At 48.8% G+C, this 12,687-nt stretch carries 16 protein-coding genes; 3 read left to right on the forward strand and 13 right to left on the reverse strand.

Annotation, left to right across the window (positions count from 1 at the left end):
- The first annotated feature begins 111 nt into the window (after nucleotides 1-111).
- The gene (locus D9741_RS12210; RefSeq protein WP_130205481.1) at nucleotides 112-339 is read left to right on the forward strand and encodes a YceK/YidQ family lipoprotein; all 228 of its coding nucleotides are present in this window, start codon (nucleotides 112-114) and stop codon (nucleotides 337-339) included.
- On the opposite strand, the gene D9741_RS12215 is transcribed toward D9741_RS12210, so the two are convergent.
- From D9741_RS12215 to lpxL, 3 genes are all read right to left on the reverse strand, one after another.
- Nucleotides 340-714 carry a MysB family protein gene (locus D9741_RS12215; RefSeq protein WP_130205483.1) on the reverse strand — a complete coding sequence of 125 codons (375 nt, stop codon included), beginning with the start codon at nucleotides 712-714 and terminating at the stop codon, nucleotides 340-342.
- 82 nt (nucleotides 715-796) lie between these two features.
- On the reverse strand, nucleotides 797-2,023 hold the full coding sequence (gene mdtG, locus D9741_RS12220) for a multidrug efflux MFS transporter MdtG (protein ID WP_130215860.1): 1,227 nt from the start codon (nucleotides 2,021-2,023) through the stop codon (nucleotides 797-799).
- A gap of 171 nt (nucleotides 2,024-2,194) precedes the next feature.
- Nucleotides 2,195-3,115: a kdo(2)-lipid IV(A) lauroyltransferase gene (gene lpxL / locus D9741_RS12225; RefSeq protein WP_130205487.1), complete on the reverse strand. Its 921-nt coding sequence runs from the start codon at nucleotides 3,113-3,115 to the stop codon at nucleotides 2,195-2,197.
- A 223-nt stretch (nucleotides 3,116-3,338) separates the two neighbouring features.
- Here lpxL and D9741_RS12230 point away from each other — a divergent pair, with 223 nt between their 5' ends.
- The gene (locus D9741_RS12230) at nucleotides 3,339-4,391 is read left to right on the forward strand and encodes a rhodanese-related sulfurtransferase (protein ID WP_130215862.1); all 1,053 of its coding nucleotides are present in this window, start codon (nucleotides 3,339-3,341) and stop codon (nucleotides 4,389-4,391) included.
- Nucleotides 4,392-4,432: 41 nt separating this feature from the next.
- Here the strand turns inward: D9741_RS12230 and D9741_RS12235 are convergent, their stop codons facing one another.
- The 10 genes from D9741_RS12235 to mdtH all read right to left on the reverse strand — a co-directional run bounded on the left by D9741_RS12235 (nucleotide 4,433) and on the right by mdtH (nucleotide 11,857).
- Nucleotides 4,433-5,008, reverse strand: a complete 576-nt coding sequence (locus tag D9741_RS12235) for a YceI family protein (protein ID WP_064528519.1) — start codon at nucleotides 5,006-5,008, stop codon at nucleotides 4,433-4,435.
- A gap of 3 nt (nucleotides 5,009-5,011) precedes the next feature.
- Nucleotides 5,012-5,578, reverse strand: coding sequence for a cytochrome b (locus D9741_RS12240; RefSeq protein WP_130215864.1), 567 nt, complete (start codon nucleotides 5,576-5,578; stop codon nucleotides 5,012-5,014).
- Nucleotides 5,579-5,839: 261 nt separating this feature from the next.
- A complete protein-coding gene (locus D9741_RS12245; protein WP_001253741.1) occupies nucleotides 5,840-5,953 on the reverse strand; it encodes a YceO family protein in 114 nt (37 codons plus the stop codon).
- A 47-nt stretch (nucleotides 5,954-6,000) separates the two neighbouring features.
- Complete coding sequence (solA, locus tag D9741_RS12250; RefSeq protein WP_130215866.1) at nucleotides 6,001-7,119, reverse strand: N-methyl-L-tryptophan oxidase; 1,119 nt, start codon at nucleotides 7,117-7,119, stop codon at nucleotides 6,001-6,003.
- Between the two features lie 114 nt (nucleotides 7,120-7,233).
- Nucleotides 7,234-7,488, reverse strand: coding sequence for a biofilm formation regulator BssS (bssS, locus tag D9741_RS12255; protein WP_000414435.1), 255 nt, complete (start codon nucleotides 7,486-7,488; stop codon nucleotides 7,234-7,236).
- A 284-nt stretch (nucleotides 7,489-7,772) separates the two neighbouring features.
- Entirely contained in the window at nucleotides 7,773-8,018 is a 246-nt protein-coding gene (dinI, locus tag D9741_RS12260; protein ID WP_001217771.1) for a DNA damage-inducible protein I, read from the reverse strand.
- Nucleotides 8,019-8,091: 73 nt separating this feature from the next.
- Nucleotides 8,092-9,138, reverse strand: coding sequence for a dihydroorotase (gene pyrC, locus D9741_RS12265; RefSeq protein WP_130215868.1), 1,047 nt, complete (start codon nucleotides 9,136-9,138; stop codon nucleotides 8,092-8,094).
- Nucleotides 9,139-9,243: 105 nt separating this feature from the next.
- Entirely contained in the window at nucleotides 9,244-9,804 is a 561-nt protein-coding gene (locus D9741_RS12270; protein ID WP_032183927.1) for a lipoprotein, read from the reverse strand.
- A 133-nt stretch (nucleotides 9,805-9,937) separates the two neighbouring features.
- Nucleotides 9,938-10,585, reverse strand: coding sequence for a glutaredoxin 2 (gene grxB / locus D9741_RS12275; RefSeq protein WP_064670262.1), 648 nt, complete (start codon nucleotides 10,583-10,585; stop codon nucleotides 9,938-9,940).
- A gap of 63 nt (nucleotides 10,586-10,648) precedes the next feature.
- Nucleotides 10,649-11,857: a multidrug efflux MFS transporter MdtH gene (gene mdtH / locus D9741_RS12280; protein ID WP_130215870.1), complete on the reverse strand. Its 1,209-nt coding sequence runs from the start codon at nucleotides 11,855-11,857 to the stop codon at nucleotides 10,649-10,651.
- A gap of 235 nt (nucleotides 11,858-12,092) precedes the next feature.
- Between mdtH and rimJ the strand changes: the two genes are divergently transcribed.
- Complete coding sequence (gene rimJ / locus D9741_RS12285) at nucleotides 12,093-12,677, forward strand: ribosomal protein S5-alanine N-acetyltransferase (protein ID WP_130205501.1); 585 nt, start codon at nucleotides 12,093-12,095, stop codon at nucleotides 12,675-12,677.
- The last annotated feature ends 10 nt before the right edge of the window (nucleotides 12,678-12,687 follow it).

The following is a 12,687-nucleotide window of genomic DNA, read 5'->3' on the forward strand; positions in this document are numbered from 1 at the left end:
TTTGCAAGATTTTGTAGGTCGGATAAGGCATTCACGCCGCATCCGGCAAAAACAACGAGCCAATAAAAATACCGGCGTAATGCCGGTATTTTTTTAGGAAAGAGGTATCAAATGCGTTTCATTGTGGTAGGCATCATGGTTACCTTACTGAGTGGCTGTGGCAGCATCATTAGCCGCACTTTACCGGGGCAGGGGCATGGCAACCAATATTATCCCGGAGTGCAATGGGATGTTCGTGACTCCGCATGGCGCTATGTTACGATCCTCGATCTGCCGTTCTCCCTCGTCTTTGATACCTTACTGCTGCCTATTGATATTCAACATGGGCCATATGAGTAATTAACGCTCATCCCATTCATCGGCAGCAGCGCGTCCTTCTTCAGTATCCAGAGGCGGCTCAAGCTGAAATTCGCCTTCGTCCCATTCATGCAGCGTATTTTCATCTTGCCATTCCTGGCGGATTTCAATTTCATCATAATCGCCGTCAAAGACGCTTTGTGCAGCTTCACCGCTGAACATTGGCAGACATTCACCTTCTTCGCCTTCATCAGCAAAAAACTCAACCTGCCACATAATGTCGCCATCTTGCAGAATATATTTCTGGACATTGAACTGTTGCACATTTGCTTCATCTGCATCAATTCCGGGGTTGTCAGCAAGAAATTCTTCCCGTGCGGCATCAATGGCTTCTTCAAGTGTTGCGTACATAGTCATCACGATTCTCCCTTTGATTTGATGATGTATTCAGGGAAAGAATAGCTGATTATGCGCTTTTGCAAGTATGAAAGGCGAAAAATCAGCCTGTCACTTGGGGCAATCGGCGGCGACGCAAACTGTTCCAGGAATAAACCGCGTTAAACAACACAACTCCTGCGGTGACCAGAAACACTGCGCGGAAACCATAGTTTGCCGAGATGGCCGCGCCCATCAATGGTCCCGTAACGTTGCCAATATCACGAAATGACTGGTTGTAGCTGAAAATTCGTCCGGCGATTTGGTTTGTTGAGTTATAGACCAGTAGCGTTTGTACTGCGGGGAGTAACGCACCATCGGCGGCCCCGAGTAAAAAGCGTAAAACCCCCAGTTGGAATGGTGTCTGGACGTAAGACATAGGGATTAACAGCAGCACAGAAAAGAGCAGCGCCGTTATCAGGATCTTCTCTGGCCCGATACGATCCCCCAGTTTGCCAAGTCGTGGCGCGCTAAGTAGCGCAGCCACACCGGGGACCGAGGCAATCATGCCACTGATAAAAGCAACATTACTGACATTCCCCGCCAGTTCGCGGACATAGAGTGTCAGGATTGGCGCGATTGAACCGGTGGCGACCTGGATGATTAATGTTGTGACAAACAGGCTAAGTACCAGCTTCGGGTTTTTAAGCGATGTCACGACATCCCGCATGTGCAGCATCTCTTTTTTGCTGACTGGCTGGAATTTCTCTTTGATACAAAATAGGGTGACGAAAAAGCAGAGTATTAGCACACTGGCGGTAATAAAAAATACCGGACGTAAGCCGTAGTTATCGGCGAGCAGGCCGCCAGCCATGGGGCCGAGCAGCGCGCCGCTAACGCCACCGGTAGAGAGCGTACCCAGCGCCCAGCCGCTTTTATTGCGTGGGACCTGAGTGGCGATTAGTGCGTTGGCATTAGGGACAAATCCACCGAGCAGACCCAGCAATGCTCGCAGGATCAGAAATTGCCAGATATTTTGCACTACCCCCATCAGCACCATCACGATACCCATCCCGAGGGCAGAGCGCAGGAGCATAATTTTTCGACCTTTGCGGTCAGCTAATCCTCCCCAGAACGGAGAAGCAATGGCGGAAAATAGAAAGGTAATACTGAAGACAATCCCTGACCACATATTTAGCGCCGAGTGGCCCGTAACGCCAAGTTGCTCTACGTAGAGGGGTAAGAACGGCATTACCAGACTGAAGGCGGCGCCGGTAAGAAAACAGCCAAGCCAGGCAACGAGCAGGTTTCGTTTCCAGTTTATGGGAGTGTCATTTTCACAGGGTGACATAGCAATCCGCTGTTGGTGCGCCAGGGCGCGGTGAACAAGAGAATAAAAGATAAGCACACTAATTATGCGCCTGACTTATAAGTGACGCAATGCAGAGAGCTTTTATCGCTAAATCAGGGGATTTGATGCTGATGTGCCGGATGCGATGCTGCGCATCCGGCATAAAGAAGGTTAGTAACGTGAAGGAACGCCTTCCGGGCGCGTTTTGAAGCGGCGATGCAACCACATGTATTGTTCTGGCGCCATCATGATGCATTTTTCGACCACTTTGTTCATCCACGCGGCGGTGGTTTCAGCGTTATCCAGAGGCGGTGAACACTCTGGCGGCAGCATGATCAATTGATAACCTTTGCCGTCCGGCTTACGACGAGGGACAAATGGCACCAGACATGCGCCGGACATTCGTGCCAACATCCAGGTGCCGCTAGTGGTTGCCGCCTGCTCAACAGCGAACAATGGCACAAAAACGCTCGAGCGCGGACCGTAATCGTGATCCGGCGCATACCAGACGACTTCACCTTTTTTAAGTGCTTTAATCATCCCTTTTAAATCTTTGCGATCGAGCATCGATTTATTCGAACGCAGGCGGCCCCAGGTTTGCAGCCAGTCGATCAATGGATTGTCATTCGGGCGATAAACCCCGATCCCCGGCTCCTGCATTCCAAATTGTCGTGCACCGAGTTCCAGCGTCAGAAAATGGATGCCAACTAACAGGATGCCACGCTTTTGCGCCTGCACGTCACGGACATGCTCCATGCCGATAACTTCCGTCCAGCGGGCAACCCGACTTTCTGGCCAGAACCATGCCATGCCGGTTTCCATCAGTCCCATGCCAACGGATTCAAAATTCTTAATCACCATCTGCTGGCGCTCTTGTTCGCTCATTTCCGGGAAGCACAGTTCCAGGTTGCGATGCACAATTTTGGCGCGTCGTTTCATTAAACGTAACGCCAGTCGCCCCGTCGCAATGCCAAGGCGGTAGATGATTGGGTAGGGTAACTGAACGACTAACCAAAGTACGCCAATACCCAACCAGGTTAACCAATAACGCGGATGAAGCAGTGCGGTGGAGAACTTGGGTAGATTCGTCATATCAATCCTGTCTTTCAACCTATACGGGCAATTGTATGTATTGTCGCATTTTTTCGCCCTCAACCAAAATTTGAGGCTGAAGACTGGGCGAAAATGCCGCGCATGTAAACTATTAATAATTTTTAATGCGCAAATGTAGCGTAAAATGTGTGGATGTTAATTTGCGATTATTGCTATATCATGCGCCGGATTTTACTTTCCCACCTCGCAGGAACCGTACACCATGCCAGTGTTACACAACCGAATTTCCAACGACGCACTGAAAGCCAAAATGCTGGCCGAGAGTGAACCGCGCACCACCATTTCGTTTTATAAATATTTCCATATTGCCGATCCTAAAGTGACCCGCGATGCTTTATATCAGCTATTTGCTTCGTTGAATGTTTTTGGCCGGGTCTATCTGGCACATGAGGGGATCAACGCGCAAATTAGTGTACCAGCGAGCAACGTCGAGACATTTCGCGCACAGCTTTATGCTTTTGATCCTGCGTTAGATGGTTTACGCCTGAATATCGCGTTGGATGATGATGGGAAATCCTTCTGGGTGCTGCGCATGAAGGTCCGCGAGCGGATTGTCGCCGACGGGATTGACGATCCTCAATTTGATGCCACCAATGTCGGGGAATATCTGCAAGCGGCGGAAGTGAATGCCATGCTTGATGATCCCGATACGCTGTTTATCGACATGCGCAACCACTATGAATATGAAGTCGGTCATTTCGAAAATGCGTTGGAAATTCCGGCTGATACCTTTCGTGAACAACTGCCGAAAGCGGTTGAGATGATGCAGACGCATAAAGATAAAAAAATCGTCATGTACTGCACTGGTGGCATTCGTTGCGAAAAGGCCAGTGCCTGGATGAAGCATAACGGCTTTAATAAAGTCTGGCATATTGAAGGCGGCATTATTGAATACGCCCGTAAGGCGCGTGAACAAGGCTTACCAGTGCGTTTTGTTGGCAAAAATTTCGTTTTTGACGAACGGATGGGCGAGCGCATCTCTGATGAAATTATTGCACATTGCCATCAGTGCGGCACGCCATGCGACAGCCATACCAACTGTAAAAATGATGGCTGTCACTTGCTGTTTATCCAGTGTCCGACGTGTGCTGAGAAATTCAAGGGGTGTTGTAGTGAGATTTGCTGCGAAGAGAGCGCATTACCGCCAGAAGAACAACGACGCCGTCGAGCCGGGCGAGAAAATGGCAATAAAATCTTCAATAAGTCGCGGGGACGCCTGAATACGGCACTGGGCATACCTGATCCTGCGGAATAAACATCATTGCCGGATGCGCGTCATCCGGCAACGTTTCAGCACTATTTCTGCTGTACACCTTCCACTGAAATAATCAGATCAACTTCCTGAGAGGCCGGGCCTAAATCTGACTTGATATTGAAGTCTTTCAGCTTAATTTTACCTTCAGCTTCGAAGCCTGCACGTTTACCGCCCCATGGGTCGTCGCCCTGACCAATCAACTTCGCTTCCAGCGTTACTGGTTTAGTTACGCCATTCAGTGTCAGATCACCAGTGATATCCAGCTCGTCACCGTCTTTCTTTACGCTAGTGGACGTAAAGGTTGCCTGCGGATATTTTGCTGTGTTGAGGAAATCCGCGCTGCGCAGATGTTTATCGCGCTCGGCATGGTTGGTATCCACGCTGGTGGTATTAATGGTGACATTGACTTTATCGGCCGCCGGATTCTTTTCATCAAACGTAAAAGTACCGTCGAAATCTTTAAAAGTGCCGTAAACCCAGCTGTAGCCCAAATGTTGAATGCGGAAATTGACAAAGGCGTGCTGGCCTTCTTTGTCAATTTTGTAATCGGCAGCGATAGCTGAACCGGCAGAGAACAACAGGGAAGCGAAGGTTAAACCAAGCAGGCTTTTTTTCATTTTTTATACTCCATAGTCAGATGACGACTTTCCCAGCATGCGCTTCAGGGTGTCGTCTTTATCGATGAAATGATGTTTCAGCGCCATAAATCCGTGCATAACTGACAGGACGACGACACTCCAGGCAAACCAGAAATGTAGAGCTCCTGCTAAGTCAGCTTGCGTGCCTGCGTCGGCAAGCGTTGCGGGTATTTCAAACCAACCAAAGATGCTGATGGGTTTGCCATCGGCGGTCGAAATAAGGTAGCCGCTCAAGCCAATAGCAAAGAGCAAAAGATAAAGTGTCAGATGGCCTGCTTTCGCTCCGTAACGTATACCGGGGGAATAGCTTTTCAATGGGCCAGGCGGAGGAGAAATCAAACGCCAGAGAACGCGAATAACCAGCCCCATCATTAACAGAATACCGATACTTTTATGCAACTCTGGCGCCTTGTGATACCAACCGTCGTAATAACTTAACGTTACCATCCACAAACCTAAAGCAAACATGCCATAGACAATAATTGCCGTCAGCCAATGTAAAGCGGCAGAAATAACACCATAGCGTTGAGGGGAATTTATGAATTGCATAACTGCATCCAGAACATATTCACGAGGTAATGAAAATGGCCTGTCATGAGATGAATTGCAACTTAAAAACAACAATCCGAATGATATTTATTTTTATTTCAATAATTTTGATTTAATAATGAAAGAACCTTCATAAGTTTAGTGGTTCCAGGCTGAGGGATGTCTGGTGAATGCTGCTGCGACTGGAATAAGCTTATTCAAATTTTCACGCCAAATGAAAGGGAAATTAAATTTTTGTCAGTTTGTGTCAGCGCCTGGTGATTAAAAATAAAACACATAGATCAGATCCATAATCGCCAATACCCCCCAGAGAAAAAGATAAAGCATGAGATGTTCGCGAATATTATTGATGAGATAGTTCACCAGGCGACGCATTAAAAGCTCCTGTAAAAACGGCCTCAACTTGGAGGCCGTGAAGATGATTATTGGAAGCGGGAAAGCCGGAATGGCGTTAAATCAAAATCGATTTTTTTGTCTTGCGCAAAGTCAGCGGCTATTTCCCCTAATACCGAAGCAAATTTAAAGCCATGCCCACTCAGGCCGGTAATCAGTAGCGTATTAGCGTGTCCTGGTAGGGTATCGATAATAAAATCTTCGTCAGGCGAATTATCATAGGTGCAAGCCGCGCCATACAGGCAGCAGCTGATACCTGGCAACACACTACGTAAGAATGGGAAAGCTTCGGAACCGTCACTGTCAATTTCCGCAAACGGAACACGTTCATCCGCTGAATGAATGACCTGACCACCGTTATGTTTCCCAATCTTCAGAGCATCGTTTTCCGCCGGAAAACCGTAGTATTGATCGCCATTGGGCAATTCACCGGTAAAGGCCGGGAATTTATTTTTCACGCTATAGCGGCCATCGGCCTGATACCAGGCGAATACTTTACGTACGGGCTGGATGGGCAGTTCTGGTAGCAGCTCTTTTACCCAGGTACCCGCACAGACGATCGCTTTCTTCGCCTGGTACTCGCCGTCCGCCGTTTCAATAGTTACGCCGTTATCATCATGACGAATTGCGGTGACCGGACAGTTAAACAGTTGCGCGCAGCCAGCTTCATTCGCCAGTTTGATCCAGGTTTTAATCGCCAGTTCGCTGCGTAAAAAACCGGAATCGGCCTCAAACAAGCCGATGTAATTGTCAGGGACGCGTATTTCCGGCCAGCGGGCCATAATGGTCTGTGCATCCAGTTTTTCGACGTTGAGTTGCCATTGTTCCGCGCTGTGGGCTACATTGGCGAGAAACTCGGAGTCGGCAGGGCCGAGGTTGATGACGCCGGAGCGCACAAAAACGGGGTCTTCTTCGTTGTGACGGGAGAGTTCATCCCACAGGGTTTGCGCACGGAGTACTAGCGGGACATACTTTTCGCCTTCGCCATAAGCATGGCGAATTAATCGGGTATCTCCGTGGTGACTGCCGTGTTGATGTGGCGGCATATGGCTGTCGGTCATCAGCACTTTCAAACCGGCCTGGGTGGCATAATACCCGGCTGCAGCGCCTACGGAACCGCTGCCAATAATGATGAGATCGTATTTCATTTTTTTCTCTCTGCTCTCATGGTTTAAGCAGAGTAAATAAGTAACAAACGATATACAACCCAGAAATGGTAAAGGCACCGTTAAGGTGCCTTTTGGGTGGATGGTCATGTCATGTTAATGACGACGATACTCATTGACATGGAAATCACCAGATTCAATTTTGGCGATTCCTGCTTCTAATATCGAAATAAATTGTCTGGCAACATCAGTAGTTAACCAGAGTGTCTGACCAACTTCAGTCCCTTCCTGCTCGGACTTATTTGGGGTCTGGTAGTGCAAACGCAACATCAGCGCATCATAGCTATCAACGGTGCTGATGTCCCACCCTACGAGCGGATGAGTCTGAATGACTTCATTGTTTTTTTCCATCATGGCCCCCTAATTCGTGTTACTAGACAACGTTATTCGAGGTTCAATGCGTTTTTATCTGAAGCAACTTCAGTATATCAATAAATATGGCTATTCACCGAAATTTTAAAGGGGTAGTGAGATATTTTTTTGCTTTTAAGATTTATATGAACAATAAAACAGCATGTCGTTCATATTTTTTTAGCATATTGTGCAATTATTTTGAGGGAGTGTAAAATTTGTACGAACAATCTTAAAATATAAAAAAGCCGGGGCGACCCGGCAAAAACAAACATCACTGCATATTATTCGCTAACAAACCAGTCATCGGCGCTTTCCCACGTTTCTTGTAGAATTTCGCTAATGCGCTGTTTATCTTCTTTTGTTGCGCCAATAACCGATAAATTATTTGCCGCAGCATATCGTACCGATACGTGACCTTCATTGTCCGGAAACGCATACTGAATGCGACGAGAAAGTTCACCCGCCAGAGCGTCAATGGCCCCAGTGGGTAGTGGAGAAGTTTTCGCTATGGTGACTTCAATTCGCATAATAGCCCCCTGTTGAATATACTGGTTATTTATACAGGTAAAATAACCTAATGACAACAGGAAGCTACGATTTTTATTGTTTAACGGACCAGCGTACCGTTTCCCCGGCGAGGAATGGCACCAGTGTGTCATCAGTCAGTGCGATGCTTTCAGCAACCTGTTGCTCTTCACGTACCAGTTCGATGAATGTGTCGTTGACCGGTAATCCATAGAATTTCGGCCCGTTTAAAGAACAGAATGCTTCAAAATGCTGTAGTGCATTCATCTCTTCAAATACGGTTGCATAGCTACCCAGTGCCGATGGCGCATTAAAGCAACCTGCACAGCCGCAGCTACTCTCTTTACGATGACGAGCATGAGGCGCGGAATCGGTACCCAGAAAAACGCGATCAAAACCACTGGCGACCAGCTCACGCAGCGCCTGTTGGTGAATATTGCGTTTGAGGATCGGCAGACAGTAGAGATGCGGACGCACACCGCCAACCAGCATATGGTTACGGTTAAACATCAGATGCTGGGGAGTAATGGTGGCAGCCAATAGTTCATTTCCGTCACGGACATAGTCGGCAGCGTCTTTGGTGGTGATGTGCTCAAAAACGACTTTCAGCGCGGTCAGGCGCTGGCGTAGCGGCTCCATGACCGTCTCAATAAAGCGCGCTTCACGGTCAAAAATGTCGATGTCAGCATGGGTCACTTCACCATGCACCAGCAGCGGCATACCGATTTTTTCCATGCGCTCAAGTACTGGCATGATTGCGTCAACCGACGTCACACCGTGGCTGGAGTTGGTGGTGGCGTTCGCAGGGTAAAGTTTTGCGGCGGTGAACACGCCTTCGTTAAATCCACGCTCCAGCTCATTGGGGTCCAGCGAGTCTGTTAAATAACAGGTCATCAGCGGGGTGAAATCGTGTCCGTCCGGTACGGCGTCAAGGATACGTTGGCGATAAGCCACAGCAGCCTCAACGGTTGTTACAGGCGGTGCCAGATTGGGCATAACGATGGCCCGACCATAGGTTTCGCTGGTATACGGCACGACAGTTTTTAACATGTCGCCATCGCGGAGGTGAAGGTGCCAGTCGTCTGGGCGGCGGATCTTTAATACCTGGGATGGTGCAGTCATTAATTTCTATGCTCCGGCTGAAGGGATGTTTTTGCCGGACACAAAGGATAAGCGGAAACGTTTTCCTTTGCACGAAAAATAAAGGGCGCAAATACGCCCTCGTAATTAATCAGTGAACGGAATGACTATTTCACCTGGTTTCACTTCAATGCCTTTTGCCAGTTTTTTAGCCATTGCTTCGCCTTTGCTGCCATCTTCGCGCAGGACGTAAGCCGGCTGCTGGTTAAAGTAATTGCGTAATGCCTGATTCAAATAGGGAAGTAACGTTTGCATCACGGTTTGCATTTTTTCCGGCTGCACGGTCGCGTCGACCACTTCCATCTCTTTCAGGAAGATGGCGCCTTTCTCTTTATCAAACACAGGCAGCGCTTTCAGCTTCAGTTTCATGGTTGCTTTTTGGCTACCGAACAGAGAGTTCATATCCAGATTGGCGTCCCCGGTTAGGGTAACCTTATTAGGTTCTTCACGACCAATTTGGCTGGTCAGGTTTGTCAGAACTATATGGGCGTCAGCCACGCCGGGCAAACCGATATCTTTTGAGAAATTATTATGTTTCGCAAGCGACTGGTTAATCTCTTGTTCGGTGATGGTGTATTGGGTGAGTTGATTACAGCCAACGAGCAGGCCACTGACGATTAATGCAGCGGCAAATAAAAACTTGTTCATGGTAGTCCTCGACATGAAATCTGCGTCAATATCCTGACACAACGCAGCATGTGTCACCAGCGATAAACTCGCCAGCAGAAAAAACTGAAAACAGCGGCAACCCGCGAATACAGGCTGCCGCGGCAGGCCAGGATTAAATCGCCATTGATGATAGCAAATTGATTTGCGTCTGTTTGGCCATGTTATCGCGGTAATCAGCGACGCGGCTTGGCCAGTTTATTCCTGCAACCAGCGTCAGATTACGCAGCAGCGGAAAAAGTTGAATGTCATCTTCCGAAAGCTCGCCATTCACGGCGTTTGGCTTGACGATGAGTTTATCCAGTGCACGTAAATCATCGCTGATATTTTTAATTAACCCATCAGAATGAGAGAGAAGCTCGGCAAAATTACCCGCGCTGGCCTCTTTCTTGTCGATGAAGTATTTGCGTGCGGCGGGAGTAGAAAACTCATCAAAAGCCGATTTGGCAAAACGCGGCAACAGCAGTTTATTGGCATAGCCGTTGACCTTGCGCAGCCACTCTTCAATGGCAGGGGAGCGTTTACCCGTCAGTAACGGTTTGCCGTCGAGCTTATCAACATAGTGAACAATGTCCATGCTTTCTGGCATATAGCGGCTGTCATCTTTTTGCAGAATGGGAACCTGTTTTTGACCGACCATCCGGGTGGGTGTTTCTGCATCGTCGTTGAGCAGAACGTGTAATTCGACGGGGATATTTTTCAGGCCGAAAATCATGCGGGCTTTGAGGCAGTAAGGGCAGTGATCGTAAATATATAGCTTCACGTGACTCCTCCATTTGGCTGTCAGTTCACTTTCAGTATGGAGGAGTCAGGGGGGAGTATCAAATCAGGCGTCGTGTTCCAGCAACCGACGCGCGGCACGTTTATGGCTAAATTGCCAGCCCAACGCAAGGAAGGTGATGATGCCAATAACGCCCAACATCATCCACGGCAACTCCGGTTGTTGCGTGGATTTACCCAGGTCAAACAGCCAGCCGCCGCCGATATAGCCAATAGCGCCGCCTATTGCCAGGCCCAGCCGACTAAATCCCATATAACTGCCGCGCGCTCGTGCATCCGCTAACGAGGCGCTAAGAGTTTCACGCGCAGGTTCGGCAATGATCGAGCCAATATAAAACAGACAAATCAGGGTGAAAAGTTGTTGCAGGCCACTGACCATGCCCACGGGTATCATGCTTAATGACATCACCAGTAGCCCCGCCATCAACCGGTGTTCCAGACGAAAACGCTTTTCGCTCCAGCGGGCGATAGGGTAGAGCAACGTTAACGACAGACACGCTTCGATGGCATACATCCATTTAACGGCAGAGGGCGCTCCGGCAACGTCGTTGACCATAATCGGCAGCATCAACATCACCTGCACAGCCAGCATGTAGTAGCCCGCGAGTGTCAGGACATAGGTGACAAAACGTTTATCGCGCATCACGCGGGTCATGCCTTCGCGGACTGGCGTGCGCACGGTAGAGAGTTTCCATGCGGGCAACAGCCAGGCGTTAAACGCTGCACACAATACAAACAGAATTGCCCCCGTGGCGCAGACCAGGCGAAAATCGTATTGCAATAACCAACTCCCCAACAGCGCGCCAATGACCGCACCGGCACTGTCCTGCATCATCAACAGGGAGAAAAAACGGCCCCGTTGTTCCGGACGAATTAATTTCACCACCAGCGCCGAACGCGGCGGATCAAATAACGTACCGCCGAGGCCCGAGAGCAAACAAGAAAACCACAGCATCCAGGGCTCATGGGCGATGCCCATGGTGGCGAATCCGGCGGCGCGCATCAGCATACCGGTAACGATCATCGGTTTAGCGCCAAAACGGTCGGCAATAGCACCGCCGAAAATGCCTAATCCTTGCTGAATGAACTGACGCAGACCGAGGGCAATACCGACCATTACGGCGGCCCAGCCCATTTGATCAACGAAGCGGATAGAGATCAGCGGGAAGACAACAAAGAACCCCAGCACGACCAGCATATTATCGACGAGAAGGAAATATTTACCCAGGTTCCTCGCCTGCGACACGCGCGACATTTCCCCTCCCGGGAAATAAAAGATGAGCACTTTCTATTCTGCATTGCTGCTAAGATTTTTCCCATCATATCGGGGACAATATTTTTTTATCAAAACGTCGCTTTGATAGAGAGTTTTTATCAAATATGTGAATAATGCAGAAAATGGCATTTTGGACTTTTCACAGGCTCTGGTTGCGCAGGTATAGTAATACTTACAGCGTATTAAAGACGTTACGGGAAGGAGTAGGTATAGAATGTTTGGCTATCGCAGTAACGTGCCAAAAGTGCGCTTAACCACCGACCGACTGGTCGTGCGTCTGGTGCATGAACGTGATGCCTGGCGACTGGCGGATTATTACGCAGAGAATCGCCATTTCCTGAAGCCCTGGGAGCCGGTGCGCGATGAAAGCCACTGCTATCCTTCAGGCTGGCAGGCCAGGTTAAGCATGATTAACGAATTTCATAAACAGGGCTCAGCCTTTTACTTTGGATTATTTGATCCAGATGAGAAAGAGATTATCGGCGTAGCCAATTTTTCCAATGTGGTACGCGGCTCTTTTCACGCCTGTTATCTCGGTTATTCGATCGGACAAAAATGGCAGGGTAAAGGACTGATGTTTGAAGCTCTGACCGCCGCCATTCGCTATATGCAACGTACCCAACATATTCATCGCATTATGGCCAACTATATGCCGCACAATAAACGCAGCGGTGATTTGCTGGCGCGGTTGGGGTTTGAAAAAGAAGGCTATGCGAAAGATTATTTGTTGATTGATGGAAAATGGCGCGATCACGTACTGACGGCATTAACCACCCCGGACTGGACGCCCGGCCGCTAAGGAGAATTTC

It is taken from the genome of Escherichia sp. E14V7 (assembly GCF_004212225.1).
In the GTDB taxonomy this organism is placed as follows: Bacteria; Pseudomonadota; Gammaproteobacteria; order Enterobacterales; family Enterobacteriaceae; genus Escherichia.

Excerpts from the sequence above, each read along its gene's own strand:
- D9741_RS12210 (WP_130205481.1), top strand. The coding sequence starts at position 112 with ATGCGTTTCATTGTGGTAGGCATCATGGTTACCTTACTGAGTGGCTGT.
- D9741_RS12215 (WP_130205483.1), bottom strand. The coding sequence starts at position 714 with ATGACTATGTACGCAACACTTGAAGAAGCCATTGATGCCGCACGGGAA.
- mdtG (WP_130215860.1), bottom strand. The coding sequence starts at position 2,023 with ATGTCACCCTGTGAAAATGACACTCCCATAAACTGGAAACGAAACCTG.
- lpxL (WP_130205487.1), bottom strand. The coding sequence starts at position 3,115 with ATGACGAATCTACCCAAGTTCTCCACCGCACTGCTTCATCCGCGTTAT.
- D9741_RS12230 (WP_130215862.1), top strand. The coding sequence starts at position 3,339 with ATGCCAGTGTTACACAACCGAATTTCCAACGACGCACTGAAAGCCAAA.
- D9741_RS12235 (WP_064528519.1), bottom strand. The coding sequence starts at position 5,008 with ATGAAAAAAAGCCTGCTTGGTTTAACCTTCGCTTCCCTGTTGTTCTCT.
- D9741_RS12240 (WP_130215864.1), bottom strand. The coding sequence starts at position 5,578 with ATGCAATTCATAAATTCCCCTCAACGCTATGGTGTTATTTCTGCCGCT.
- D9741_RS12245 (WP_001253741.1), bottom strand. The coding sequence starts at position 5,953 with ATGCGTCGCCTGGTGAACTATCTCATCAATAATATTCGCGAACATCTC.
- solA (WP_130215866.1), bottom strand. The coding sequence starts at position 7,119 with ATGAAATACGATCTCATCATTATTGGCAGCGGTTCCGTAGGCGCTGCA.
- bssS (WP_000414435.1), bottom strand. The coding sequence starts at position 7,488 with ATGGAAAAAAACAATGAAGTCATTCAGACTCATCCGCTCGTAGGGTGG.
- dinI (WP_001217771.1), bottom strand. The coding sequence starts at position 8,018 with ATGCGAATTGAAGTCACCATAGCGAAAACTTCTCCACTACCCACTGGG.
- pyrC (WP_130215868.1), bottom strand. The coding sequence starts at position 9,138 with ATGACTGCACCATCCCAGGTATTAAAGATCCGCCGCCCAGACGACTGG.
- D9741_RS12270 (WP_032183927.1), bottom strand. The coding sequence starts at position 9,804 with ATGAACAAGTTTTTATTTGCCGCTGCATTAATCGTCAGTGGCCTGCTC.
- mdtH (WP_130215870.1), bottom strand. The coding sequence starts at position 11,857 with ATGTCGCGCGTGTCGCAGGCGAGGAACCTGGGTAAATATTTCCTTCTC.
- rimJ (WP_130205501.1), top strand. The coding sequence starts at position 12,093 with ATGTTTGGCTATCGCAGTAACGTGCCAAAAGTGCGCTTAACCACCGAC.